Origin of the sequence: Sphingomonas melonis, assembly GCF_013409985.1 — a bacterium.
Lineage (GTDB): Bacteria > Pseudomonadota > Alphaproteobacteria > Sphingomonadales > Sphingomonadaceae > Sphingomonas > Sphingomonas melonis_A.
Map to the genome: position 1 here is coordinate 70,626 of NZ_JACCBY010000001.1, position 24,632 is coordinate 95,257.

The 24,632-nt window shown below is 71.0% G+C and carries 22 protein-coding genes; 10 read left to right on the forward strand and 12 right to left on the reverse strand.

Annotated elements, in window-relative coordinates; translation table 11 throughout:
- Window positions 1-10: 10 nt before the first annotated feature.
- Window positions 11-1,429 carry a glucuronate isomerase gene (gene uxaC, locus HD841_RS00375; RefSeq protein WP_179506926.1) on the reverse strand — a complete coding sequence of 473 codons (1,419 nt, stop codon included), beginning with the start codon at window positions 1,427-1,429 and terminating at the stop codon, window positions 11-13.
- A gap of 225 nt (window positions 1,430-1,654) precedes the next feature.
- Window positions 1,655-2,710, reverse strand: coding sequence for a LacI family DNA-binding transcriptional regulator (locus HD841_RS00380; RefSeq protein ID WP_179506927.1), 1,056 nt, complete (start codon window positions 2,708-2,710; stop codon window positions 1,655-1,657).
- 123 nt (window positions 2,711-2,833) lie between these two features.
- Between HD841_RS00380 and HD841_RS00385 the strand changes: the two genes are divergently transcribed.
- Window positions 2,834-4,282: a mannitol dehydrogenase family protein gene (locus HD841_RS00385; RefSeq protein ID WP_373562903.1), complete on the forward strand. Its 1,449-nt coding sequence runs from the start codon at window positions 2,834-2,836 to the stop codon at window positions 4,280-4,282.
- A 98-nt stretch (window positions 4,283-4,380) separates the two neighbouring features.
- Entirely contained in the window at window positions 4,381-5,691 is a 1,311-nt protein-coding gene (locus tag HD841_RS00390; protein ID WP_179506929.1) for a glycoside hydrolase family 130 protein, read from the forward strand.
- A gap of 29 nt (window positions 5,692-5,720) precedes the next feature.
- On the opposite strand, the gene nudC is transcribed toward HD841_RS00390, so the two are convergent.
- Genes nudC through HD841_RS00405 form a run of 3 tightly spaced genes read right to left on the reverse strand, consistent with a single transcriptional unit; the run spans window position 5,721 to window position 8,919 of the window.
- On the reverse strand, window positions 5,721-6,593 hold the full coding sequence (gene nudC, locus HD841_RS00395) for an NAD(+) diphosphatase (RefSeq protein ID WP_179506930.1): 873 nt from the start codon (window positions 6,591-6,593) through the stop codon (window positions 5,721-5,723).
- A complete protein-coding gene (locus HD841_RS00400; protein ID WP_179506931.1) occupies window positions 6,590-7,915 on the reverse strand; it encodes a serine hydrolase domain-containing protein in 1,326 nt (441 codons plus the stop codon). The genes nudC and HD841_RS00400 overlap by 4 nt, the downstream gene beginning before the upstream one ends.
- Window positions 7,912-8,919, reverse strand: a complete 1,008-nt coding sequence (locus HD841_RS00405; protein WP_179508027.1) for an A/G-specific adenine glycosylase — start codon at window positions 8,917-8,919, stop codon at window positions 7,912-7,914. The genes HD841_RS00400 and HD841_RS00405 overlap by 4 nt, the downstream gene beginning before the upstream one ends.
- 71 nt (window positions 8,920-8,990) lie before the next feature.
- Between HD841_RS00405 and HD841_RS00410 the strand changes: the two genes are divergently transcribed.
- The 4 genes from HD841_RS00410 to HD841_RS00425 all read left to right on the forward strand — a co-directional run bounded on the left by HD841_RS00410 (window position 8,991) and on the right by HD841_RS00425 (window position 14,727).
- On the forward strand, window positions 8,991-9,503 hold the full coding sequence (locus tag HD841_RS00410; protein ID WP_373562904.1) for a DUF721 domain-containing protein: 513 nt from the start codon (window positions 8,991-8,993) through the stop codon (window positions 9,501-9,503).
- A gap of 8 nt (window positions 9,504-9,511) precedes the next feature.
- On the forward strand, window positions 9,512-10,189 hold the full coding sequence (locus HD841_RS00415; protein ID WP_179506933.1) for a DsbA family protein: 678 nt from the start codon (window positions 9,512-9,514) through the stop codon (window positions 10,187-10,189).
- Between the two features lie 27 nt (window positions 10,190-10,216).
- A complete protein-coding gene (locus HD841_RS00420; protein ID WP_179506934.1) occupies window positions 10,217-10,945 on the forward strand; it encodes a thioredoxin domain-containing protein in 729 nt (242 codons plus the stop codon).
- A gap of 395 nt (window positions 10,946-11,340) precedes the next feature.
- Entirely contained in the window at window positions 11,341-14,727 is a 3,387-nt protein-coding gene (locus HD841_RS00425) for a chromosome segregation SMC family protein (RefSeq protein WP_179506935.1), read from the forward strand.
- Between the two features lie 107 nt (window positions 14,728-14,834).
- On the opposite strand, the gene HD841_RS00430 is transcribed toward HD841_RS00425, so the two are convergent.
- On the reverse strand, window positions 14,835-14,996 hold the full coding sequence (locus HD841_RS00430) for a hypothetical protein (protein ID WP_179506936.1): 162 nt from the start codon (window positions 14,994-14,996) through the stop codon (window positions 14,835-14,837).
- 128 nt (window positions 14,997-15,124) lie between these two features.
- Between HD841_RS00430 and HD841_RS00435 the strand changes: the two genes are divergently transcribed.
- From HD841_RS00435 to HD841_RS00445, 3 genes are all read left to right on the forward strand, one after another.
- Window positions 15,125-16,372 carry a putative DNA modification/repair radical SAM protein gene (locus HD841_RS00435; protein ID WP_179506937.1) on the forward strand — a complete coding sequence of 416 codons (1,248 nt, stop codon included), beginning with the start codon at window positions 15,125-15,127 and terminating at the stop codon, window positions 16,370-16,372.
- 64 nt (window positions 16,373-16,436) lie between these two features.
- Window positions 16,437-16,922, forward strand: coding sequence for a hemerythrin domain-containing protein (locus HD841_RS00440; RefSeq protein ID WP_179508028.1), 486 nt, complete (start codon window positions 16,437-16,439; stop codon window positions 16,920-16,922).
- Window positions 16,923-16,930: 8 nt separating this feature from the next.
- A complete protein-coding gene (locus tag HD841_RS00445; RefSeq protein WP_179506938.1) occupies window positions 16,931-18,328 on the forward strand; it encodes a UdgX family uracil-DNA binding protein in 1,398 nt (465 codons plus the stop codon).
- 296 nt (window positions 18,329-18,624) lie between these two features.
- On the opposite strand, the gene HD841_RS00450 is transcribed toward HD841_RS00445, so the two are convergent.
- Window positions 18,625-19,419 (reverse strand): aldo/keto reductase, encoded by a 795-nt coding sequence (locus HD841_RS00450; RefSeq protein ID WP_179506939.1) that lies wholly within the window; start codon window positions 19,417-19,419, stop codon window positions 18,625-18,627.
- A 75-nt stretch (window positions 19,420-19,494) separates the two neighbouring features.
- Between HD841_RS00450 and HD841_RS00455 the strand changes: the two genes are divergently transcribed.
- Window positions 19,495-20,127, forward strand: a complete 633-nt coding sequence (locus HD841_RS00455) for a DedA family protein (protein WP_179506940.1) — start codon at window positions 19,495-19,497, stop codon at window positions 20,125-20,127.
- On the opposite strand, the gene HD841_RS00460 is transcribed toward HD841_RS00455, so the two are convergent.
- The 5 genes from HD841_RS00460 to HD841_RS00480 form a co-directional block, all read right to left on the reverse strand.
- Window positions 20,118-21,527 (reverse strand): hypothetical protein, encoded by a 1,410-nt coding sequence (locus tag HD841_RS00460; protein ID WP_179506941.1) that lies wholly within the window; start codon window positions 21,525-21,527, stop codon window positions 20,118-20,120. The genes HD841_RS00455 and HD841_RS00460 overlap by 10 nt on opposite strands.
- Before the next feature lie 195 nt (window positions 21,528-21,722).
- Entirely contained in the window at window positions 21,723-22,205 is a 483-nt protein-coding gene (locus HD841_RS00465) for a hypothetical protein (protein WP_179506942.1), read from the reverse strand.
- Window positions 22,206-22,216: 11 nt separating this feature from the next.
- Window positions 22,217-22,774, reverse strand: a complete 558-nt coding sequence (locus tag HD841_RS00470) for a demethoxyubiquinone hydroxylase family protein (RefSeq protein ID WP_179508029.1) — start codon at window positions 22,772-22,774, stop codon at window positions 22,217-22,219.
- A complete protein-coding gene (locus HD841_RS00475; protein WP_179506943.1) occupies window positions 22,774-23,256 on the reverse strand; it encodes a disulfide bond formation protein B in 483 nt (160 codons plus the stop codon). The genes HD841_RS00470 and HD841_RS00475 overlap by 1 nt, the downstream gene beginning before the upstream one ends.
- On the reverse strand, window positions 23,253-24,611 hold the full coding sequence (locus HD841_RS00480; RefSeq protein ID WP_179506944.1) for a S41 family peptidase: 1,359 nt from the start codon (window positions 24,609-24,611) through the stop codon (window positions 23,253-23,255). Before HD841_RS00480 ends, HD841_RS00475 begins: the two co-directional genes overlap by 4 nt.
- Window positions 24,612-24,632 lie beyond the last annotated feature (21 nt).

Here is a 24,632-nt window from a genome sequence, read left to right on the forward strand (position 1 = left end):
CGTCGCTCCCTCAGCCGTCGATGCGATAGGCGCGACGGACGAGGCCGCTGGTCAGCTCCTGCGCCAGCTCGGCCGCTTCCCAATCGGCGAGGCGGTGCTCGGCGACGAGGCGGGCGAGGAAGCCGCAGTCGATCCGCCGCGCGACGTCGTGGCGCGCGGGGATTGACAGGAAGGCGCGGGTGTCGTCGTTGAAGCCGACGGTATTGTAGAAGCCGGCGGTCTCCGTGGTCATCTCGCGGAAGCGGCGCATGCCCTCGGGGCTGTCGTGGAACCACCAGGCGGGGCCGAGCTTGAGGCAGGGATAATGGCCGGCGAGCGGCGCGAGTTCGCGCGCGTAGACGCTCTCGTCGAGCGTGAAGAGGATGATCGACAAGTCGGTCGAGGTGCCGAACCGGTCGAGCAGCGGCTTGAGGGCGTGGACGTAATCGGTGCGGCCGGGGATGTCGGCGCCCTTGTCGCGACCGTGGCTGGCAAACAGGCCGGCATTGTGGTTGCGCACACTGCCCGGATGGATCTGCATCACCATGCCGTCCTCGACGCTCATCCCCGCCATCTCGGTGAGCATCTGCGCGCGGAACAGCTCGGCGTCGGCCGGCGTCCAGTCGCCACCGGTGATGCGCGCGAACAGCGTCTCGCATTCCGCCGTCGACAGGTTGGCGGTGGCGGCGGTGGGGTGACCGTGATCCGTGGCGGTGGCGCCGGCGGCGCGGAAGTCGGCACGGCGCTTGCGGTGCGCGGCGAGATAGCCCTGCCAGCTGTACACGTCCTCGCCGGTCAGTTCGGCGAGGCGGCGCAGCGCACCGGCGAACTGCTCATGCTCGACGTCGATGACGCCGTCGGGGCGGTAGGTGGTGACGACGCGGCCGGTCCAGCCGCTGTCCCGGATGCGGTGATGCGCATCGAGGCTGTCGTGCGCGCCCTCGGTGGTGGCGAGGAAGTCGATGCGGAAGCGGTCGAACAAGGCGCGCGGGCGGAAGGCGTCGGTCGCCAGCTTCTCGGCGATCGCATCGTAATAGAGATCGGCGGTGGCGGGTTCGAACGCGACCGTCATGCCGAACACCTCGGCAAAGACATGGTCGAGCCACATGCGCGACGGCGTGCCGCGGAACAGATAATAATGGTCGGCGAGCAGCCGCCACGCCGCGCGCCGGTCCGCGGTGACCGCGCCGTCGCTGCGCGGGATCGCCAGCGCGTCGAGGTCGATGCCCTGGCTGTAGAGCATGCGGAACAGATAATGGTCGGGCGCAAGCAGCAGCGTCGTCGCGTCGGTCCAGGCGCGATTGTCGGCGAACCAGGTCGGATCGGTGTGGCCGTGCGGGCTGACGATCGGCAGGTCGGCGATTGCCGCGTACAGCGTGCGGGCGATGCCGCGCGTCGTCGGATCGGCGGGGAAGAGCCGGTCGGGGTGCAGGTCCAGGGGGCGGGTCATGCGCGGTCCTCTCGCTTTGCGCGGGTGGTAACCGGTGTCAGGATGGGGTGCAACCGTGGTTTGCGGAGGTGGCGCGCCGGGCGAAGCTCCGCCCCGTCCTCCCCTTCCATCAGCGCGTTGCGCTGGCACCTCCCTCAGCGTGCAGACATATCGAAGTCCTCCCCCGCCAGGGGGAGGTGTCGCGCCGAAGGCGTGACGGAGGGGGCGGAAAGGGCGGAAGCCTAGTTACGACACTCCGTGCTCTGCCACCTCCCCCGGCGGGGGAGGCGTGACCGGCGCCTCCGCGACCGAGGCGCGGTGGATGAGGGTCGAGGGAAAATGGCAGGGTTGCGCCTCGCCTTCCGCCGCGATCAGCTTGCGGGCGGCGGCTTCGGCCATGACCGTGCTCGGCCAGCGCACGGTGGTGAGCGGCGGCCACAGGTGGGCGGCGATCGGCGTGTCGTCGAAGCCGATGATCGACAGGTCGTCGGGGATGGCGAGACCGCGCCGGCGCGCCGCATGGACGACGCCGGCGGCCATCTCATCGTTGGCGGCGAAGATCGCGGTCGGGCGCGGCACGGCGTCGAGCAGGCGCTCGGCGGCGGCGAGGCCCGATTCGAAGGTATAAAGACCGCCCGCGACACGCGCGTCGGGCAAGGCGAGGCCGGCGGCGGCGAGCGCGGCGTCGAAGCCGGCGCGGCGCTCCTCCGCCGAGCGGAATCCGGCCGGACCGCCGATGAAGCCGATGTGGCGGTGGCCCTGCGCGATGAGATGGGCGGCAGCCTCGCGCACGACGCTGCGATCGTTGGAGGCGACCATCCGGTCGGGCTGATCGAGCGTCGCCGAGCCCATGCGCACGTAGCGACAGCCGATCGCGGCGCAGAGATGCGCGACGCCGTCGTCCTCGCTGATCGGCGGCATCAGCAGCACGCCGAACAGCCGCTGGCGTTCGAGGAAGTGGCGCAGATCGTCGAGCATCGTCGGCGAGGCGCGATCGACCGGGCGCACCACCAGCTCGAACTCGCTGCCGCGCAGCCCGGCGAGCATGCCGTGCTGGACGTTCATCACCGTCTGCGCATTGGGATTGTCGTGGACCAGGCCGATCAGGAAGTTGCGGCGCAACGCCAGCGCGCGCGCCTGCGGATTGGGGATATAGCCGAGCTCGCCGATCACCCGCTCGACCCGCGCGCGGGTGTCGGCGTGGAGCAGCGGCGAGCGGTTGATGACGCGGCTCACCGTCTTCTTCGACACGCCCGCGATCCGGGCCACGTCATTGATCGTCGGCTGGCCGGATCTGCGCATGGCCGCGACGATAGCCGCCCGCCCCCGCCTTCGCCAGAGCGACCGCCGGTGTTGATGACACCGGTAGACAGGCGCGGCGCCAGCTTGCAGAACGGCGCTCCGCAACAACGAGGGGCGATGCCCGTGACCCGACTGACCCGCACCACGCTTGACCGGCTGCCCGCCACGATTGCCAGCCCGCGCGGCCGTGCCGTGCCTGAGGTCGGCATCGTCCATTTCGGGCCCAGCGCCTTCCACCGCGCGCATCAGGCGGCCTATATCGACACGCTGCTCGCGCACGATCCGCGCTGGGGCATCGCCGCCGTATCGATGCGCAGCCGCGGCACGGTCGAGGCGCTGGAACAGCAGGATGGCCTGTACACGCTGGCGATCCGCGACGCCGCGCCGGCGATGCGGGTGATCGGCGCGCACCGCCGCTTCCTCGCGCCCGACGCGGCGGCGCAGACGCATGCGCTGCTCGCCGATCCGGCGGTGACGCTGGTGACGATGACGGTGACCGAGAAGGGCTATTGCCTGGCCGGCGACGGCACGCTCGACCTCGACCATGCCGATATCGTCCACGACCTTGCCGGAACCGCGGTACCGCACAGCGTGATCGGCTGGATCGTCGCCGGGCTCGCCGCGCGCCGCGCCGCGGGGGTGCAACCGTTCGTGCCGATGCCGTGCGACAATCTCGCCAGCAACGGCGCCAAGCTGCATGCGGCGCTGGTCGCCTTCGCCCGTGCGCGCGATGCCGGCCTTGCCGACTGGATCGCCGACGCGGTGCGCGTGCCGTCGACGATGGTCGATTCGATCACACCGGCGTCGGACGCGGCGCTCTATGCGGCGGTTGCCGAGACGATCGGGCTGGAGGATCGCGCCGCGGTCCAGCGCGAACAGTTCGCGCAATGGGTGATCGAGGACATCGTGCCGCTCGGCCCCGATCTCGCCGGCGCGGGCGCGACGCTGACCAGCGACGTCGCCGGCTATGAGAAGGCCAAGCTGCGCATCCTCAACGGCGCGCATTCGACGCTCGCCTATCTCGGGCTGCTGCGCGGCCATGGCAGCGTCGCCGAGGCGATGGCGGATGCGCCGCTCGCCGGCTTCGTCGACGCGATGATCCGCCGCGACATTGTGCCGATGCTGCCCGCGGTGCCGGGGCTCGACCTCGACGCCTATCGCGCCGCGGTGCTGGCGCGCTTCCGCAACCCGGCGATCGTCCACCGGCTCGACCAGATCGCGATGGATGGCTCGCAGAAGCTGCCCTACCGGCTCGGCGACACGCTCGCCGCGAACCGGGCGGCGGGGCGGATGCCGACGCATGTCGTCGCGGCGATCGGCGGCTGGGTCGCCTTCCTGATCGGGCGCAGCCGCGCCGGCGTGGCGATCGCCGACCCCGCCGGCGCGCGACTCGCCGCCGCCGCGCACGACGCCGATCCGGCGACGCTGGTGCACCGCCTCGCCGAAGCCGGGCTCGGCCTGCCGCCGCAGGTGGCCGGCGATCCGCCGCTGCTCGCCGCGATCGCGCGGGCGGCGGAGGCCGCGCAGGCGGGGCGCTGGGAGGCGCTGTTCGACGACGGCAACGATTCCTAACGTAACACCGCTGGTATAAATGGACCCCGGTTGCGGCTTCGCGCGTCTGGTGCGCGAGGCCGGCAGCCGCCGGTCCGTGTCTTCCCGGAGGGTCCCCCTTGGCCGCTTCCTTCGTGCGTCACCTCGAGCCGACGCTGCTCCCCGATCCCAAACGTACCGTCATCCGCCCCTTCCTGCCCGAGGACCCCGACCCGTTCCGCGTCGAGGGCAAGCCGCGCGGCGACCGCATCGTCGAGCGGATGCTCGCGATGCCCGACGCGGAGATCGACGCGATGATCGCGGTCATCGTCGAGGGGCTGGGATCGCGGCACCGCGAGATCCCCGGCCTGCTGCTGCGCCGCTTCGACGAGGTGGCGGGGCCGCTGAAGCTCGACCCGGGGCTGGCCGACTCGCGCAAGATGCTGATCGGCGCCTATTTCAGCGCCGAATATTCGTTCGAGGCGGCGGCGCTGTTCAACCCGAGCATCGTGCCGCACCCCGACCAGAGCGGCTGTGCCGACGGCGCGATCCGCTTCGTCCTGTCGCTGCGCGGCATCGGCGAGGGGCATCTGTCCTCGGTCACCTTCCGCACCGGCACCTGGGGGCCGGCGGACGACGATCTCGTCATCGACACGCCGAGCCGGCAGGGCGTGCCGCCGGTGATCGAGGAGCCCGCACCCGAACTGATCCGCGAGATCGGCGCCAAGGCGCTGGTCCAGCTCAACTGCCGCGATGCACGCGAACCGTCGGAGACGGTGCTGTTCCCGGTGGTCGAGAGCCAGAACCGCGGCATCGAGGACCTGCGCCTCGTCCATTTCCGCGACGAGGACGGGCGCGAGACCTATATCGGCACCTATACCGCGGTCGGCGGCCAGGGCGCGCGGCAGGAGGTGCTGCAGACCGACGACTTCCGCCTGTTCCACATGCACCCGGTCGACGGGCCGGTGGCGAGCGGCAAGGGCATGGCGCTGTTCCCGCGCAAGATCGGCGGCCGGTTCGCGGCGCTGTTCCGCCACGACAACGAGAGCCTGTGGTTCGCGCAGAGCGACACGCCGCTCGCTTGGGCCGATCCGGTGCGGATCATGACGCCGCAGTATCCGTGGGAGTTCGTGCAGATCGGCAATTGCGGTTCGCCGATCGAGATCGACGAGGGCTGGCTGGTGCTGACCCATGGCGTAGGCGTGGTGCGCAGCTATTGCATCGGCGCGGCACTGCTCGACCGCGACGATCCGACCAAGGTGCTCGGGCGGCTGCCCGAACCGCTGATCGCGCCGGACGGCGAGACGTGGGACGGCTATGTGCCGAACGTGGTCTATTCGTGCGGCGGGCTGGTGCGCGGGCGCACTTTGCTGCTGCCCTATGCGCTGGCCGACGACATGACGAGCTTCGCCACCGCCCCGCTGGACGCGCTGCTCGCCGCGATGCGGTGACCACATTCCTCCCCCGCAAGGGGGAGGCGTTATGCGTTGGCCCACACGGCCAGCAGGGTATGCGCGATCGCATAGGGCGGCGGCGGCAGGAACGGGCCGGGGTCGCCCGCCAGCACCGCGCGGACCATGTCGCGCGGCACCCACATCGCATCCTCCAGCTCGTTGGTGTCGAGCGTGATCGCGTCGTCCTCCGCCTCGCCGATGCAGGCGATCATCAGCGACGACGGAAACGGCCAGGGCTGGCTGGCGACGTAGCGGACGTTGCCGACGCGCACGCCGGCCTCCTCGCCGATCTCGCGCGCGACCGCCTCCTCGATCGATTCGCCGGGTTCGAGGAAGCCGGCGAGCGCGGAATAGCGGCCCTCGGGCCAGTTCTTGCCGCGGCCGAGCAGCGCGCGGCCGTCATGTTCGGCGATCATGATGACCACCGGGTCGACGCGCGGGAAATGCTCGGTGCCGCAGGCGTCGCACTGGCGCCCCCAGCCGGCACGGAACAGGTGCGTACCCGCGCCGCAGCGCGCGCAGAAGCGGTGCCGCGCATGCCAGTCGAGCAGGCTGCGCGCCGCGGCATAGGTCGCCGCCTCGCCCGGCTGCAACGCGGCGAGCACCGCCATCAGCGCGGGCGAACGCATCGCCGGCGCGGTGCCCTCCGCTCCCGCCGGCGGGACCACGGCGACATGCGCGCGGCCGGCGCCGTCGAGGCCGAGCAGCACCAGCTCCGCACCCGCGGGCGCCTCGGCGAGCGCGCTCCACGCCAGCAGGCCGTCCGCCGTCACCTCGGGCATCAGTCCGTCGAGCCGCAGCACGCGGGCATTGCCGTCGAGCTTGGCGGCGAGCGCCTCGGCATCGTGGCGCAGCGCATCGGCACGATCGAGCGTGCCGCCGGTGAAGCCCGGGGTCATCGGCGGACCCCGGCCATGTCGGCGGCGAGGGCGGCAACCGTGTCCTGGCGCACCGGCCAGCGATCGGCGGGGAAGTAATTGACCATGATCGTACCACGTACCTTCTTGACCGGATCGACGAAGGCGACGGTGCCGGCGGCACCGCCCCAACCATAGGTGCCCTTCGACGGGAAGCCGCCGGGTGCGTCGGCGAGATAGACCGACCCGCCCGCGCCATAGCCCATCGGCACCGCCTTGGCGGACGCGCCGCCGGTGGCGCCGCCGACCCCGCCGAAGCGGACCCCGGGCGGCAGCAGGTTCGACATGGCGAGCCGCACCGTCTCCGGCTTCATGATCCGTACGCCGTCCAGCGTGCCCTCGTCGGCGAGCATGTGGAGGAAGCGGTCATAGTCGCGCGCCGACATCACCAGCCCGGCGCCACCATAAGGGAAGCTGGGCGGCTGGAGGTAGACCGAGGTGGCGGCGGGATCGAGCGGCACCATCGCATCGCCGGTGAATGCGTAATTGGTCGCCAGCCGGCGCGCCTCGGACCGCGGGACGGTCCAGTAGCTCGACGTCATCCGGAGCGGCGCGAGGATGCGCGTGGTGACGAAGGTGTCGAACGGCATGCCGCCGGCGATCTCGATCACCCGGCCCATGACGTCGAGGCCGACCGAATAGTTCCAGGCGGTGCCCGGCTGCGCGATCAGCGGCGTCTGCGCGACGCGGTCGGCGAACGCGGCGAGCGTCGCCGGACGGGTGCGGCGCATCGCCGGCTCGATGCTGGCGCTGACCTGCGCGGGCAGGATGCCGAGCCGTTCATAGTCCTTGAGCAGCGCGCCCTTGGCGATGATGTTGTAGCTCAGCCCCGAGGTGTGGGTCAGCAGCATGCGGATGGTGATCGGCCGCTCCGCGGGCACGCCGGCGAAGCTGGTCACCGGGCTGGTCGCGACCGTCATCTTCGCAAAGGCGGGGATATATTTGGCGACGGGATCGTCGAGGCCGATCCTGCCCTCCTCGATCAGCATCATCGCCGCCATCGCGGTGATCGGCTTGGTCATCGAATAGACGCGCCACAGGCTGTCCGGCGTCGCCGGCGCGGCGTCCGCCTCCATCGACAGTTTGCCCGCGGAGACGAACCAGGTCGGCCGGTCGCCGATGCCGAAGGCGGCGGTGATGCCGGGCATCTTGCCGTCGCGGACATAGCCGTCGAACAGCGCCTGCGTCTGCGGCAGCGCGGCCGTCTGGGTCGCCGGGGCGGACTGTTGCAGCGCCTGCCCGCCGAGCGCGGCGGTGGCGGCCAGGGCGACGAGGCCCAGTCCGGCGAACATCTTGCGCTTCATCCGTCTCTCCTCAGCACCGCCGCCGCGGCCTTGGCGAACACCGTCGGCAGGCCGGCGCGGTCGAGCTCCGCGATCGGCCACCATTCGCCCGCCTGATGCGCGTCCGTCCGGGCGACGGCAAGCGCCAGTTGCAGGTCGAAATGCGTAAAGCCGTGCGCTACCGTCGCGTTGCGCATTTCCCAGTCGGCGGCGAGCGGCGCCTCGGCGAGCCCCGGCGGCGCCTCGCCCCACGGCCCGGTCGGCAGCGCCCGCATGCCGCCGAGCAATCCCCTGTCCGGCCGGGTGACGAGCAGCACCGCGCCGTCGCGTTCGACCCAGAAGATCGTGCCATAGCGTTGCGGCTTCGCCTTCTTCTTCGCCTTGACCGGCAGCGCCTCGGGCGCCCCCTCGCGCACCGCGCGGCATTCGGGTTCGAGCGGGCAGAGCAGGCAGTACGGCTTCTTCGGCGTGCAGATGCCCGAGCCGAGGTCCATCATCGCCTGCGCGAAGTCGCCGGCGCGCGCGTCGGGCGTAATCCGGTCGGCGGCGGCGCGGATCGCGACCCGTGCCCCCGGCAGCGGCGTGCGGATCGCGAACAGCCGCGCGACGACGCGCTCGACATTGGCGTCGACCACCACCGCGCGCTTGCCGAAGGCGATCGCCGCCACCGCGGCGGCGGTATAGGCGCCCAGTCCCGGCAGCCTGCGCAGCACCGCCTCGTCCTGCGGGAAGACGCCGCCGTGATCGGCGACCACCGCCTTCGCCGCGGCGACCAGATTGCGCGCGCGGGCGTAATAACCGAGCCCCGCCCAGGCGGCCATCACCTCGGCATCCTCGGCGGCGGCGAGGCTGGCGAAATCGGGCCAGCGCGCCACCCAGGCGTCGAACCGCGGCCGTACCGCAGCGACCGTCGTCTGTTGCAGCATCACCTCCGACAGCCAGACGCGATAGGGGTCGGCGGCCTGGCCGGGCAGCGCGCGCCACGGCAGCGCACGGCGGTGGCGATCGTACCAGGCGAGCAGCATCGCGGGAATCGCCGCGGGGTCGGGATAAGAGCGAGTAGCGTCCACGACTTGGCTATGGCATGGAGCCGCCGATGAGCAAGCGCGTCCGCGCCCCCGAAGCCGAGCCCCTCCGCCACAACCGCGCCCGCGCGGTCAGCGAACTGCTGCCCGCGATCCACGGCGCCGCGTTCAAGCGATTCGGCTTCGTGCAGAGTGCGTTGGTGACGCGCTGGCCGGAGATCGTCGGCGAGCGCTGGGCCAGCGCCTCCGCCCCCGAATCGCTGCGCTTCCCGCCCGGCAAGAAGGCGGAGGGCGTGCTGACCATCGTCGTCCGCGGCGCGCATGCGCCGATGATGCAGCATATCGCGCCCGAGATCGTCGAGCGGGTCAACCGCTTCTTCGGCTATGCCGCGGTGGCGCGGCTGACGATCCGCCAGGGCGAGGTCGCCAGGCCGATACCGCGCAGCGCGCCGACCGCGCTCAAGCCCGCGCCCGCCGAGATCGGCGAGGGATTGAAGGCGATCGCCGATCCCGAATTGCGCGCCGTGCTCGAATCGCTCGCCGCCGGCGTCCACGCTACGCGTGGCGTCCCCAAGATAGGATGATCCCGGTCATGCCCCCTGTCCTCTCCGCTGCCCTGCGCTTCGTCCCCGCCGCCGCGCTGCTGCTCGCCGCGGCACCGGCGACCGACTGGAGCCAGGTCGCGCGACCGACTGCCAAGGGCGCCTATGTCTTCGGCAATCCGGCGGCGCCGGTGAAGCTGGTCGAATATGGCAGCTACACCTGCTCGCATTGCGCCGATTTCGCCAACGAGAGCGCGCCGGTGCTCAAGGGGCAGATGATCCGGTCGGGCAAGGTCAGCCTGGAATATCGCCATCTGATCCGCGACCCCGCCGATCTCGGCGCGGCGATCCTCGCGCGCTGCGCGGGGCCGCGCGGCTTCGGCGCGGCGCATGCGATGATCTTCGCGACGCAGGCGACGTGGCTGCCCAAATTGGGCACCTATCAGCAGGCGCATCCCGATATCGACGCCAAGCCGCTGATCGCGCAGGCGCGCAGCTATATGGACGCCGCCGGCCTGACCGCGGCGATGCGCGCGCGCGGGCTCACGCCGGCGAAGATCAACGCCTGTTTCGCCGACAAGGCCGAGGTGGCGCGGATCACCGCGATGACCGGCGACGCGCCGGTCGAGGTGCGCAGCACGCCGACCTTCTACATCAACGGCGAACTCCAGCCGCCCGCCGGCTGGGACAAGCTGGAAGCCGTCCTGCGCGCCAAAGGCGCCAGATAAGTGCCCAAAGAAATGGAGCGTAACCCGATGAAAATGCTTGCGTCGCTTCTCGTCCTGTCGCTGGCGCTGGCCGGCTGCTCGAAGGAGACGGGAACGCCGACCGCGCCCGCCAGCCCCGCCGCCGCGGTCGCCGCGCCCGCCGGCCAGAGCTGGACCGAGACCGCGGCGCGCACCGCCGAGGGGACGGTCGTCGGCAACCCCAATGCGCCGATCAAGCTGGTCGAATATGGTTCGCGCCTGTGCCCGACCTGCGGCGCGCTGGCGCGCGAGGGCTTCGCGCCGCTGCTCGACAAATACGTCAAGACCGGCAAGGTCAGCTTCGAATATCGCGAATTCCTGGTCCACGGCGCGCCCGACCTGCCGCCGGCGCTGCTCGGCAATTGCACCGATCCGTCGACCTTCTTCCCGATCCTGGAGCAGATGTACCAGGCGCAGGAGGGCTTCAATACCAAGCTGCAGGCGATGCCGCAGCCGATGCAGCAGCAGTTGCAGACCGCCAAGCCGGTCGACGCGATCCGCATCATGGCCGAGCAGATGGGCCTGATCGACTTCGCCAAGCAGCGCGGCATCCCCGAGGCCAAGGCGCGCGCCTGCCTCGGCGACATGAAGCAGATCGACCGCTGGACCAAGCAGACCCAGGACAAGAGCGCCGACGGCACCGTCACCGGCACACCGACGCTGATCCTCAACGGCAAGAAGATCGACGCGCTGAGCTGGGGCCAACTGGAGCCGTTGCTGAAGGCGGCCGGGGCTTAAACTTTTCGCGCGAAGCCGCGAAGCCGCGAAGGGTCGCGCGGAGGCGCGGAGTAGAAGGGTTTTGCGCGCAGAGGCGCAGAGGCCGCAGAGAGGCGCGCGCCTGCCGCGAAGCGGCCTCGACCTCCGCTTCCGTTCGCCCTGAGCCTGTCGAAGGGCCTGGGTCTCACCTGCCCTTCGACAAGCTCAGGGCGAACGGAGGTGCGGGTTGCGAGGAGGGGCGCTCCGCGCCGCGCGCGCTCTCTGCGGCCTCTGCGCCTCTGCGCGCAAAACCCCTTCTCCGCGCCTCGCGAGCCTCCGCGTGAACACCCTGCTCGCACCTCCGCATGCCCCTCTCGCGGCTTCGCGGCTTCGCGCGCCCTCTTGCAACGCCGCGCCATAAACGGCACCCCGCCGCCGTGCAGATCAAGCGGCTCCGCATCGCCGGGTTCAAGAGCTTCGTCGATCCGGCCGACCTCGCCATCGAGCGCGGGCTGACCGGGGTCGTCGGGCCGAACGGCTGCGGCAAGTCCAACCTGCTCGAAGCGCTGCGCTGGACGATGGGGGAGAACAGCGCCAAATCCCTGCGCGGCGCGGGGATGGAGGACGTGATCTTCGCCGGCACCGCGACGCGGCCGCCGCGTGACTTCGCCGAGGTCTCGATCCTGCTCGACGGCGCCGATGGCGAGGAACGCGAAATCGTCCGCCGTATCGAGCGCGGCGCGGGCAGCGCCTATCGCATCGACGGCCGCGACGTGCGCGCCAAGGACGTCGGGCTGCTGTTCGCCGATGCCGCGACTGGCGCGCACAGCCCGGCGCTGGTCAGCCAGAACCGGATCGGCGCGGTGATCGCCGCCAAGCCCGCCGAACGCCGCGCGATGCTGGAGGAAGCGGCCGGGATCGCCGGGCTGCACGTGCGGCGCCGCGACGCCGAACAGAAATTTCGCGCGACCGAGGCCAATCTGGTGCGGCTCGACGAACTCATCGCCGACCAGGACACGCGCGCCGCGGCGTTGCGTCGGCAGGCGCGCGCGGCGGAACGCTATCGCGCGCTGTCGGAGCAGATCCGCGTCGCGGAGGGACGGATGATCTTCGCGCGCTGGCGCGAGGCGGTCGCCGCCGCCGACACCGCCAGGGCGGAGGCCGAGGCCGCCGATGCCGCGGTCGCCGCCGCCACCGCCGCCGAACAGGCCGCCGCCGCCGCGCAGCACGACGCCGCCGCCGCGGTCGCCGAGGCACGCGCCGCCGCACTCGCGGCACGCGACCGGGCGAGCGAGGCGGGGCATGCGCTCGCCACGCTGCGCGCCGAGCGGAGCGCGGCGGTGCGGCGGGTCGCCGAACTGGCCGAGGCGCGCGCGCGGATCGCCGAGGATCGCGCGCGCGAGGGCACGCTCGCCGCCGATGCCGCAGCGGCGCTGGCGCGGCTTGCCGAGGAGGGCAAGGCGCTCGACCGCGCGATCGCCACCGCCGCCGAAGAGGCGCCCAGGCTGGCGGCGCAGCTGGCCGAGGCAGAGCGCGACGCGCGCGATGCCGAGGTCGCGCTGGCGCAGGGCATGGCGCGGCAGGCGAGCGAGGCGGCGGAGGCGCGCGTCGCCGATGCGGCGCTGGCGGCGGCGCGGACGCGCGCGGAGCGGGCGGAGCGCGATGCGACGCAGATCGCCCAGGCGACCGCCGCGCTCGGCGATCCCGCGCCGCTCGCCGCCGCGCGCGAGGAGGCTGCCGGGCGGCGACGCGCGGCGGCACTGGCTGCCGATCAGGCGCGGGCGGCCCTGGCGGAGGCGGAGGCGGCGGAGCGCGCCGCCATCGCCGGTCGCGATGCGGCGGAAACCAGACGGGCCACCGCGCGCGCCGACCTCGCCGCGCTCGACAGCGAGGCAGCGGCGCTGACCAAGGCGACGCAGCGCAGCGGGCGCGACCGGCTGCTCGACCATGTCGCGCCGCAGGCCGGCTATGAACGGGCGCTCGCCGCCGCGCTGGGCGACGATCTGGAGATCGGGCTCGCCGCCTGGACGGGCGCGGAGGTGCAGCCGGAGGACCCGGCGGCGCCCGCTGACAGCACGCCGCTGGCGGCCTATGTCGCGGCGCCGGCGGCGCTCGCGCGGCGGCTGGCGCAGACCTTCGTGGCGGACGATCGCGGCCAGCCGCTCGCGGTCGGGCAGCGGCTGGTGACGCGCGACGGGCGGTTGCGGCGCTGGGACGGGTTCGTCGCGAGCGGCAGCGGCGCCGCCGCGGCGGAGCGGCTCGAACGGCTCAACCGGCTGAAGGCGCTGACCGAAGCGCGCCCCGCCGCCGCTGCCGCGCTGGAAGCGGCGGAGGCGGCGCGTGCCGAGGTGGATCGCACGATCGCCGCCGCCCGCAACGCGGCGCAGGCGGCGCGCACCGCGCTCGCTCAGGCGGAGACCGCCGGCCGCGATGCCGAGCGCGCCGAGGATCGCGCCGCCACCGCGCTCGAACGGCTCGCCGGGCAGCGCGCCGATCTCGACGCGCGCGCCGCGCGGATCGGCGACGAACGCGCCGAAGCGCTTGCCGAACGCGCCACCGCGCAAGCCGCCCGCGACGCCCTGCCCGACGGACGCGACAGTGCCGCGGCGGTCGCGGCGCTCGCGCGCACCGCCGACCGGCATCGCGCCGCGGTGGCGCAGGCGCGCGAGCGCGGGGCGACGCTCGATCGCGCGGTGCAGGCGAACCGCGAGCGGCTCGCCGCCGCGCAAGCGGACGGACGCAGCTGGCGCGCCCGCGCCGGCGAGGCGGCCAAGCGCATCGCCGAGATGGACAAGCGCGACGCCGCGCTTGCCATCGATGCCGCCGCGGTCGCCGACCGGCCCGCCGCGCTCGATGCCGCGATCGCCGCGCAGGAGACGGATCATGCCGCCGCCCGCGCCGCCGCCGAGACGCAGGCCGCCGCCGAGCGCGAGGCCGAGGCGGCGTTGCGCCGGGCGGACGACGCCCAGCGGCGCGCGATCGAGGCGCTCAGCCAGGCGCGCGAGGCGCGCGCCGGCACCGCCGCGCGGCTGGAGAATCACGCGCAGCGGCGGGTCGAACTCGGCCGGCTGGCGGGGGAGCGGTTCGAATGCCCGGCACCGGTGCTGCCCGAGCGGCTCGGCTTCGCGGTCGCCGAGGTCCGCGCCCCCGCCGAGGAAGCGGCGGCGCACGACCGGCTCGTCGCCGATCGCGAGCGGATCGGGCCGGTCAACCTCGTTGCCGAACGCGAACTCGCCGAGCTGGAGAGCGCAAGCCAAGCCAATGTCGCCGAGCGCGACGAACTGGGGCAGGCGGTCAACCGGCTGCGCGGCTCGATCGGCACGCTCAACCGCGAGGGGCGGCAGCGGCTGCTCGCCGCCTTCGCCGCGGTCGACGGCCATTTCCGGCGCCTGTTCACCACCTTGTTCGATGGCGGCGCCGCCCATCTGGAGCTGGTCGATTCGGACGATCCGCTCGAGGCGGGGCTCGAAATCCTCGCACAGCCGCCGGGCAAACGGTTGCAGTCGTTGACCCTGTTGTCCGGCGGCGAACAGGCGCTGACCGCGGTGGCGCTGATCTTCGCCCTGTTCCTGACCAATCCGGCGCCGATCTGCGTGCTCGACGAGGTCGACGCGCCGCTCGACGACGCCAATATCGAGCGCTTCTGCGACCTGCTCGACCGCATGTCGCGCGAGACCGACACGCGCTACCTCATCGTCACGCACAATGCGGTGACGATGAGCCGGATGCACCGCCTGTTCGGCGTGACGATGGTCGAGCGCGGCGTCAGCCGGCTGGTGTCGGTCGATCTCGGCGGCGCGACCTCGCTGCTTGCGGCAGAATAACCGACGCGCTCCTGGGTTCTTCCCCTGCCCCCAAATTCCACGTCACCCCGGACTCGTTCCGGGGTCCACCGGGCCGCAGGGGACGGAGTATGTGGGGCAAACGGGACTCAGGTCCGTGACCCGCGCAGCAGGTCGGCGAGCACCCGCCCCGTATAGAGTAGGCACATTTCCTGATGCACCGCCGCAGCAGCGGGATGAGTCGCCTGGATTGCGCGGACCGCCTCGGTGAAGGAGCGTTCCGACAGATAGGACGTCTGGTTGCGGATCATGGGCTTTTCCTCTGCGATCCCCTGCACGCCCCTTCTGCACGACGCGGATTGCGGCGATATTGCCGAGACTCGAAATCGTGTTTCCACCGCCCCTTGTTCCGGAAGGGTGCGGAACGTATATCGAACGGATGGCCCAGCTCGACACCCGTGAAAAGCTGGCGATCCTCGCCGATGCGGCGAAGTATGACGCATCCTGCGCCTCCTCCGGCACCGCCAAGCGCGACAGCCGCGACGGCAAGGGGTTGGGATCGACCGAAGGCATGGGCATCTGTCACGCTTATGCGCCCGATGGCCGCTGCATCAGTTTGCTCAAGATCCTGCTGACCAACAGCTGCATCTTCGACTGCCATTATTGCATCAACCGCAAGAGCAGCAACGTCCGCCGCGCGCGCTTCACCGCGCAGGAGGTCGTCAACCTCACCATCTCCTTCTACAAGCGCAATTATATCGAGGGGCTGTTCCTCTCCTCGGGCATCATTAAATCGTCCAATTACACAATGGAGCAGATGGTCGAGGTCGCGCGCAGCTTGCGCGAGGATCATCATTTCCGCGGCTATATCCACCTCAAGACGATCCCCGACGCGGACCCCGAGCTGGTGCATCAGGCGGGCCTCTATGCCGATCGCGTCTCGATCAACGTCGAGCTGCCGACGGTCAGCGGGCTGAAGCGGCTCGCGCCCGAGAAGGACGGCGCGCGGATCGAGGGCGCGATGAAGGACGTGAAGACGTCGATCGCGGACAACGGCGACGCCCGCAAGAAATACAAATCGGCGCCGCGCTTTGCCCCCGCCGGCCAGTCGACGCAGATGATCGTCGGCGCCGATGCCGCGACCGACGGCGAGATCGTCACCCGCGCCTCGACGCTCTACGACCGGTTCGGTCTGCGCCGCGTCTATTACAGCGCGTTCAGCCCGATCCCCGACGCCAGCACGGTGCTGCCGCTGCAACGCCCGCCGCTGATGCGCGAACATCGCCTCTACCAGTCCGACTGGCTGATGCGCTTCTACGATTACAGCCCGCACGAGGTGGTCGCGGCGGCGGACGACGCCACCGGCATGCTGCCGCTCGACATCGACCCCAAGCTCGCCTGGGCGCTCAAGTTTCGCGAGAGTTTCCCGGTCGACGTCAACCGCGCCCCGCGCGAGATGCTGCTGCGCGTGCCCGGCCTCGGCGTGAAGGCGGTCGACCGGATCGTCGCCAGCCGGCGCTGGCGGCGGCTGCGGCTGGACGATGTCGCGCGGCTGACGGTGAGCGTCGCCAAGGTGCGGCCGTTCATCGTCGCCGAGGACTGGCGCCCGGTGCTGCTCACCGACCGCGCCGATCTCAAGCCGATCGTCGCGCCCAAGCGCCAGCAGCTCGAACTGTTCGCCGCGTGAGAATGACTCACAAGTGAAACGCCGTGCGTCCTCGCCGGTTGGTCGCGGCGAAGGAGACACGATCATGGCGCTGGCGCAGATCTACGCAGACCTGAAGCGGGACCACGACAAGCAACGCGACATGCTCAAGCAGCTCGCCGAACTGCAGGGCGCGAGCGAGGAGCGGCAGCGCCTGTTCGAGGCGTTCCGCCTTGAAATTCAGAGCCATGCCGCCGCGGAGGAGGAATCGCTCTACGCGACGATGCTGCGCGATCCCGACCTGCGCGACGACGCGCGCCATTCGGTCAGCGAGCACAAGGAGGTCGACGACCTGCTCGGCGAGATGGCCGACGAGGACTTCGGCTCGGACGCGTGGAGCGAGAAATTCTTCCACATGCGCCGCCGCTACGAACATCACATCACCGAGGAAGAGGAAGAAATGTTCCCCGCCGCCGCGGAGGAGCTCGACGACGCGACCGAGGACGAACTCGCGTCGATTTACGAAGAGCGCAAGCCCGAGGAGCTGGAGATCGCCAAGGCCAATCCGCCGGGCGGCGACGAGCGGGACTGACGCGGCGCATGCGCCTGGCGACGCTGCCCGCCCCCGACGATTTCGACGCGTGGCGCGATGCGGCGCGCGGGTTCGCCGCGGCCGACGTGCCGCCCGACGATATCGTCTGGCAGGTCGGCAGCACGCCGGCCGACCTGTTCGCCACGGCGGCCGAAGAGGCCGTGCCGCCGCCGGTGCCGGGCGCTTTGTCGGTGCCGCGCGCGTTCATCGATCTCGCGCGCAGCGTCGTGATGGCAGCCGAGCCGGAGCGGTTCGCCTTGCTCTACACCGTGCTGCACCGGCTGCGCCGCGAGCCAAAGCTGATGGAGGATCACGCCGATCCGCTGATCCGCAGGCTGGAGGTGATCGCCAAGACCGTCCGCCGCGACATCCACAAGATGCGCGCCTTCCTGCGCTTCCGCGAGGTCGCCGACGATGACGGCGCGAGTCGCTACGTCGCCTGGTTCGAGCCCGACCATCATATCGTCCGCGCCAATGCCGCCTTCTTCGTCAACCGCTTCGCCAGCATGCGCTGGTCGATCCTGACGCCGGAGGTGTCGCTGCACTGGGACGGGACGATGCTGTCGGAAGGCCCCGGCGCGAGCAAGGGCGACGCGCCCGACGGCGATCCCACCGAAGAGGTGTGGAAGACCTATTACGCCAGCATCTTCAACCCGGCGCGCGTCAAGGTCGGCGCGATGCTCAAGGAGATGCCGCGCAAATATTGGAAGAACATGCCCGAGACGGCGCTGGTCGGCCAGCTGATCGCGGGCGCACAGGCACGGGAGAGCGGGATGATCAGCCAATCGCGCGAGGCGCCGACGATCGGCGACAACGTCCAGGCGGCCTGGGCGGCGCTGCGCGACGAGTCCGCGGCCTGCACCCGTTGCCACCTGTACAAACATGCCACGCAGACGGTGTTCGGCGAGGGGCCGGTCGATGCGCAGATGATGTTCGTCGGCGAACAGCCGGGCGATCAGGAGGATCTCGCCGGGACGCCGTTCGTCGGCCCGGCGGGGCAGGTGTTCAACCGCGCGGTGGCGGCGGCGGAGATCGACCGCGCGCGCGTCTACGTCACCAATGCGGTCAAACACTTCAAGTTCGAGCAACGCGGCAAGCGCCGCATCCACGCCAAGCCCGACACCGGCGAGATCCAGGCATGCCGCTGGTGGATCGAGCAGGAGCAGATGCTGGTCCGGCCCAGGGTGACGGTGGCGCTCGGCGCGACCGCGGGCCGGTCGCTGTTCGGACGCACGGTGACGATCGGGCGCGAGCGCGGCCAGGCGCTACGGCTGCCGGACGGCGGCGAGGCGTGGATCACCGTACACCCGAGCTACCTCCTCCGCCTGCCCGACCCGGCGCAGAAGGAGGACGAATTCGCGCGCTTCGTCGAAGATCTGAAGAAGGCAAAGGCGGCGGCGGCATAATCCTCCCCGGCACGGGGAGGGGGACCACCACGCGTCAGCCTGGTGGTGGAGGGGGATCGCCGCGGACGCCGCGCGTGTGGAAGCCCCCCTCCGTCACGGCTCCGCCGTGCCACCTCCCCGTACCGGGGAGGACTATGCCCTAATTCCTCCCCCGCCAGGGGGAGGGGGACCGTTCGGCGCCAGCCGAATGGTGGAGGGGGAGGACAGGGCGGCAGCTCGGTCATCGCGCGTGCCGTGTCCTCCCCCTCCGTCACCGCTTCGCGGCGCCACCTCCCCCCCGCGGGGGAGGACTTGGATCACATCTCGCGCGCGTCCTGACCCATACGCTCACCGGTCTCCAGCGCGTCGATCGCCGCGATATCCTCCGCGTCGAGCGTCAGGTCGAGCGCGGCGAAATTGTCGCTCATATGTTCGGCATCCGCTGCCTTGGGGATCACCGACAGGCCATGGGCGAGGTGCCAGGCGATCACCACCTGCGCCGGCGAGCGGCTGTGCTTTTCCGCCACCCGCACGATCGCGGCATCGCGCAGCAGGTCGCCGCCCTGCCCCAGGGGGCTCCACGATTGCGTCACGATGCCGTGCGCCGCATGATAGGCGCGTTCCTCGCGCCGCTGATGATGGGGGTGGAGTTCGATCTGGTTGAGCGCCGGCGTCACGCCGGTGGCGTCGATGATCGCGTCGAGATGCTCGGGCAGGAAGTTCGACACGCCGATCGAGCGCGCCTTGCCCGCGTCGCGCAAGGCGACCAGCGCTTTCCACGCGTCGACATACTGCCCCTGCCCCGGCGCGGGCCAGTGGATCAGGTAGAGATCGACCGCATCCATGCCGAGCAACGCCAGACTCTCGTCGAGTGCCGCGGCGGGATCGCCCTGCCGGTCGTTCCACAATTTGGTGGTGAGGAACGCTTCGCTGCCGTGCACGCCCTCGCCGACGCCGCGCTCGTTGCCGTAGATCGCGGCGGTGTCGATCAGGCGATAGCCGAGGTCGAGCGCCCGGCGCACGACCAGCGGCGCCTGCGCGTCGGGCAGCTTCCAGGTGCCGAGGCCGAGCCGCGGCATCGTGCGGCCGTCGTTGAAGGTGAGATCATCCATAATGGCACGAGCGCGCGAGCGCCCCGCCCGGTTCCCCCTTCCCTTGGCCGCCGCGATCCGCCAAGCCCCGGCCCCATGTTCGAGAAAATCCTGGGCGTTCTTGCCACCTTCACCATCTGGGTGATCTCCAGCGGCGGCTATGTCGGCATCGCGATCCTGATGGCGATCGAGAGCGCGTGCATCCCGCTCCCGTCCGAGATCATCATGCCCTTCGCCGGCTATCTCGTCTCGACCGGGCGGTTCGACCTGATCCTCGCCGCGACCGCGGGGGCGATCGGCTGCAACATCGGCTCGATCGTCGGCTATGAGGTCGGCAAGCGCGGCGGCCGGCCGATGGCCGAGCGCTGGGGCCGCTACGTGCTGATCGGGCCGGGCGAGCTCGACGCCGCCGACCGCTTCTTCGCGCGCTGGGGCAGCCTCGCGGTGCTGATCGGGCGGCTGCTGCCGGTGATCCGCAGCTTCATCGCCTTCCCCGCCGGCGTCGCGCGGATGCGGCTGGTGCCGTTCCATATCTATACCTTCCTTGGCTCGTGGCCGTGGTGCTTCGGCCTCGCCTGGGTCGGCATGACGCTCGGCGACAAGTGGAACAGCGACCCGCGCGTCAAGGCCGCCTTTCACCGCGCCGACCTGCTGATCGGCATCGTGCTGATCGCGCTGGTCGCCTTCTACATCTGGCACCGGGTGCGCGGGCTGAAGCGTCACCCCTGAGTGGCGGGCGTGCGCACCCGCCAGGCCAGCCAGCCGATCGCCGGCAGCGCCAGCGCCGCCCACAGGGCAAAGCCCGCCCACGGGCTCCAGCCGAACCATTCGCTCGGCGCGGTGCGCAGATAGCCGCGGACGAAGGCGCGGACGACCCATTGCCACAGCGGGAAGGTGACGAGCGGCGGCGCGAAGATCTCGGCGGCGGCGATTGCCGCGTTGATCGCGATCGAGAGGCCGAGCAGGACACTCATCGCGCGCCGCTCGCCGCGGCCGCCGGCGCGCATCCACTCCGCCGCCAGCCCGAGCGCGAGCGGCGCCAGCGCGGGGATCAGGAAGCGCGGGCCGGTGGTGTTGCCGCCATTCCAATAGACATAGGCCGCGTTGACCAGCAGCACGACGAGCGCGCTCAGCGTGGCGGCAAGCGCGACCGGCCGCATCGCCGGACGGCTCAGCCAGTACCACAGGCCGAGCGGCGCGAGCAGCAGCACCGGCGCGACCCAGACCAGCCCGACCTGGAAGCTGAACAGCACCGCTTGCATCACCCACGGCCGCGGCCAGCCGAGCCCGAACAGCCCCTGATGCATCCCCTCCCACCCGACGACGCCGGAATAGCCGACACGGAACGGCGTGCCGAAGGCGACGAGATTGTAGAGCGCGAGCGGCAGCAGCGCGAGCACGCCGGCGCCGATCGCGACGCCGGCGAGCCGCAGCCGGTCGGGCCGGTCGCGCAGCAGCCACAGCGCCCAGCCGACGATCGGCAGCGCGGCGAGCACCGCCTGATGTTCGACCACCACCGCCCAGCCGAGCGCCGCCCCGGCGAGCGCGGCGGACCAAACACCGCCGGCACCGGGCCGGCTGCCGCGCCAGATCGCCCAGAGCGCGATGCCATAGCAATCGGCGACGACGGCATGACCGAGCAGGGTGGTCGACCAGCCCCAGATCGGCGTGCCCAGCGCATAGCCGAGCGCGGCGAACAGCGCGGCGGCGGCGCTGCCGGTCAGCCCGGCGGCGAGGTCGAACAGCAGCACGGCGGCGAGCGCGGTCAGCAGCGCCGGGCCGGTCGCCGCGGCGATGCGGGTGCGTAGCCGCAGGTAGCGTTCAAAATCGGCACCGGCCGGGGCGTTGCCGAATGCCGCGGCGCGCGTGCCGGTCACCGTATCAGCGATCCAGACCGCGGGCAGCGCCATCAGCGTCATGCCCGGCGCCTTGTCGAGATAGGCGTGGCCGGCGAAGCTCGCCTTGTCGATCGTCAGCGGCGCGAAGTCGTCGATCGTCGCGTCGCCGTCCTCGACCAGGCTGATCGCGGCGAACATCCGCGTCGCGCTATTGGGATTGAGCTCCCACGAGCCGAACCAGGCGCAGCTGAACCAGACGAGCGCGAACAGGACGATGCGAAGGTCACGCATGGCTCAGACCGACCGCCGCGATTCGCGCGGACCGGTGACGCCACCGGCAAGCAGCGCCGCCACCGCCAGCGCCCTGGATGCTGCCGTTCGTCCGTTTGCCCGCATACCCTATCCCCTGCTCACCCGGACGACAGGTATCGCATTGGCGAGGCGAGGCAAACGGTCGAGGCGTCGCCGGGCGGGCCCGGGCACGCGTTACGGTACGCGCGCCTCTTCGGCCTTGCGCGCCTGGTTCTCCTTGCGGGCGGCGCGGGCGTTCTGCAGGAAGCAGCCGGTCTGGCCGCTAGCGCCGACCGTCGAGCAGCTGCCGGTGCTGTTGGCGCCGACGCCGACATCGAGCGTACCCTGCGCGCGCGCCGCCCAGCTTTCGTTCTGCGGCGTCACCTGGAATTCGCGCAGCTCCTTGGGCACGCGATATTGCTCGCGCGCGCTGCGCCGTTCGCAGATCACGATCTCGGCGCCGTCGGTGTTGGTCGGGCAGCGTTCGTTGCCATAGAGCACGAGCACGCCGTTGACCGGCGCACGCTTGGCGACCTCGCCCGGCGTGTTGATCACCACCGGCTTGCTCGCGGCGGGGCCCGCCGGGGTCGGCGTGACCTGCGCCGCGCCGGGGGCGGCCTGCTGCGCCAGCGCCGGGGCGGCGGTCAGCATCAACGCGGTCGCGATGATCGTACGCATGGGTCTTCCTCTCAAATCCGCTTCGCCGCGGCGATCGCCACCTTGCAGCCGAGCCGGATCAGCCCGCTCAGCACCGGATAGGCGATGGCGTTCTCGGCGCCGTTGGCGAGCGCATGGTCGCGGTGCTCCAGCTCTTCCGCCTGGAATTCCAGGATCGCCGCGGACAGTTCGGGTTCGCTGCTGCCGAGTTCGTCGAGCTGATGCTGGTAATGTTTGTCGATCTCGGTCTCGACCGCGGCGGTGCAGGCCATCGCGGCATTGGGGCCGATCGCGGCGGTGATCGCGCCGAGCGCGAACCCCGCCTTGTCCCAGAACGGCTGGAACAGCGTCGGGCGCACGCCGCGCTTGACGATCAGGTCGTCGAAGAAGGCGCGGTGGCGCTCCTCCTGGCTCGCCATATGGTGGATCGCGCGGCTCGCCGGATGGCGGTCGCCGAACACCGCGAGCTGCCCCGCATAGATGCGGATCGCGCCGAATTCGCCGGCCTGGTCGACGCGGATCATAGCCTCGGTCGGTTCGCGCCGGTCGCCGGGCCTCCAGCGGCGGGCGGGCTGCGGGGTCTCTGCCATCATCGCGCTTTCCTCATCAGCCACAAGATAAGGCCGGCGCCGCCAAGCGAAAGGATCGCGTTGAAGCCGGCAAGCGAAATGCCGGCAAGCGTCCATTGCGCGACGTCGCAGCGGATCACCGGCGCCTTCATCAACGCCTCCAGCCGCGCATCAGGTCCGAGGCCGCGCAGGTCGACCGTCTGGGTGCAGGCGGTGAAGCCGTTCCACCAATCATATTCGACCCCCGCATGGGCGACGCCGATCGCCCCCGACACCGCGATCAGCAGCGCGGCGACGATCACGAACGCCTTGGCGATGCTCCGCTGCGGCACGACGAAGGCGAGCAATGCGAACGGCAGCGCCGCATAATGCGGCCAGCGCTGCCAATGGCACATTTCGCAGGGGTAGAGATGCCCGACGAGCTGCGAGCCCCAGGCGCCGGCGAGCAGCGCCACCGGCAGCAGCAGCGCGATCCAGCGGGCGAGGCGCTCGTCGCGGGTCATTTCGGCTGCGGCGTCGCCGCCGGGATCGGCCGGGGCTTGGTCGCCGCGGCGATCTGCGCCGGGCCGCCGAGCCGCGCGACCGTCTTGAGCGCATAATAGAGCTGGAAGTCGTCGATCCCCTGCTTCTTGAGCTGGTCGGCGGTCAGCGCGAAGCGCGGATCGTCCTTGGTGTCTTCTTCCAGGATCTTGTTGTCCGCCTTGACCTCGTTGATCAGGTGGCGGCGCAGGTCGGCCTCACGGAACACCGGCCGCGACTTGAAGTCGGGATCGCTGATCTGCGGCACCTTGATGTCGGGCTCGATCCCGCCCTCCTGCACGCTGCGCCCCGACGGGGTGTAATAGCGCGCGGTGGTGAGGCGCAGCGCGGTCTGCGGTCCGAGCTGGAGCAGCGTCTGCACCGAACCCTTGCCGAAGCTGCGCTCGCCCATCACCAAGGCGCGGTGATGGTCCTGCAACGCGCCGGCGACGATCTCCGAGGCGGAGGCGGTGCCGGGGTTGGTCAGCACGACGACCGGCAGGCCGTGCGCATCGTCGCCGGGCTTGGCGAAATAGCGTTCGATATCGGTCTTCTCGCGGCCGCGCTGCGAGACGATCTCGCCATGGTCGAGGAAGGCGTCGCTGACCGCGATCGCCTGCGTCAGCAGCCCGCCGCCATTGTCGCGCAGGTCGACGACATAGCCGAGCGGACGATGGCCGAGGCTCTTGTCGATCGCCATGATCGCGGCGCGCGTGTCGGCGCCGGTGCTCTCCGAGAAGGTGTTGATGTTGATATAGCCGACATCGCCGCGCACCTCCCATTTCACCGGCTTCTGGACGATCACCTCGCGGTTCATCGTCACCTCGATCGGCTTGGTCTGGCCGGGGCGGACCAGGGTCAGGCTGATCTTGGTGCCCGGCTTGCCGCGCATCAGCCCGACCGCCTCGTCGAGCGTCTCGCCGTAGATCAGCTTGCCGTCGATATGGGTGATATAGTCGCCCGACTTGACCCCGGCGCGCTGCGCGGGCGCATCCTCCTGCGGCGCGACGACCTTGACCGCGCCGTCCTCCATCTGGACGGTGAGGCCGAGGCCGCCGTAATTGCCCTCGGTCTGGATGCGCAGATTGTCATAGTCGAGCGCATCGACGTAGCTCGAATGCGGATCGAGGCTGGCGAGCATGCCCTGGATCGCGCCCTTGATCAGCTTCTGGTCGTCGACCTTGTCGACATAATCGGACTTGATCCGGTTGAAGACGTCGAGGAACTGGTCGAATTCACGATAGGTATCGGTGTCGACCGCGGCCATCGCCTGCGTCGCAAGCGGGATGAGGGACAGCGAGCCGAGGATTGCAGTCGCGGTAAGTAGCGGACGGGCCATCGAACATCCTGAAGGCGGAGA

Bases quoted from the DNA above. Each gene is read 5' to 3' on its own strand.
- uxaC (WP_179506926.1), bottom strand. From the start codon at position 1,429: ATGACCCGCCCCCTGGACCTGCACCCCGACCGGCTCTTCCCCGCCGAT.
- HD841_RS00380 (WP_179506927.1), bottom strand. From the start codon at position 2,710: ATGCGCAGATCCGGCCAGCCGACGATCAATGACGTGGCCCGGATCGCG.
- nudC (WP_179506930.1), bottom strand. From the start codon at position 6,593: ATGACCCCGGGCTTCACCGGCGGCACGCTCGATCGTGCCGATGCGCTG.
- HD841_RS00400 (WP_179506931.1), bottom strand. From the start codon at position 7,915: ATGAAGCGCAAGATGTTCGCCGGACTGGGCCTCGTCGCCCTGGCCGCC.
- HD841_RS00405 (WP_179508027.1), bottom strand. From the start codon at position 8,919: ATGCTGCTCGCCTGGTACGATCGCCACCGCCGTGCGCTGCCGTGGCGC.
- HD841_RS00410 (WP_373562904.1), top strand. From the start codon at position 8,991: ATGAGCAAGCGCGTCCGCGCCCCCGAAGCCGAGCCCCTCCGCCACAAC.
- HD841_RS00415 (WP_179506933.1), top strand. From the start codon at position 9,512: ATGCCCCCTGTCCTCTCCGCTGCCCTGCGCTTCGTCCCCGCCGCCGCG.
- HD841_RS00420 (WP_179506934.1), top strand. From the start codon at position 10,217: ATGAAAATGCTTGCGTCGCTTCTCGTCCTGTCGCTGGCGCTGGCCGGC.
- HD841_RS00430 (WP_179506936.1), bottom strand. From the start codon at position 14,996: ATGATCCGCAACCAGACGTCCTATCTGTCGGAACGCTCCTTCACCGAG.
- HD841_RS00435 (WP_179506937.1), top strand. From the start codon at position 15,125: ATGGCCCAGCTCGACACCCGTGAAAAGCTGGCGATCCTCGCCGATGCG.
- HD841_RS00440 (WP_179508028.1), top strand. From the start codon at position 16,437: ATGGCGCTGGCGCAGATCTACGCAGACCTGAAGCGGGACCACGACAAG.
- HD841_RS00445 (WP_179506938.1), top strand. From the start codon at position 16,931: ATGCGCCTGGCGACGCTGCCCGCCCCCGACGATTTCGACGCGTGGCGC.
- HD841_RS00450 (WP_179506939.1), bottom strand. From the start codon at position 19,419: ATGGATGATCTCACCTTCAACGACGGCCGCACGATGCCGCGGCTCGGC.
- HD841_RS00455 (WP_179506940.1), top strand. From the start codon at position 19,495: ATGTTCGAGAAAATCCTGGGCGTTCTTGCCACCTTCACCATCTGGGTG.
- HD841_RS00460 (WP_179506941.1), bottom strand. From the start codon at position 21,527: ATGCGTGACCTTCGCATCGTCCTGTTCGCGCTCGTCTGGTTCAGCTGC.
- HD841_RS00465 (WP_179506942.1), bottom strand. From the start codon at position 22,205: ATGCGTACGATCATCGCGACCGCGTTGATGCTGACCGCCGCCCCGGCG.
- HD841_RS00470 (WP_179508029.1), bottom strand. From the start codon at position 22,774: ATGGCAGAGACCCCGCAGCCCGCCCGCCGCTGGAGGCCCGGCGACCGG.
- HD841_RS00475 (WP_179506943.1), bottom strand. From the start codon at position 23,256: ATGACCCGCGACGAGCGCCTCGCCCGCTGGATCGCGCTGCTGCTGCCG.
- HD841_RS00480 (WP_179506944.1), bottom strand. From the start codon at position 24,611: ATGGCCCGTCCGCTACTTACCGCGACTGCAATCCTCGGCTCGCTGTCC.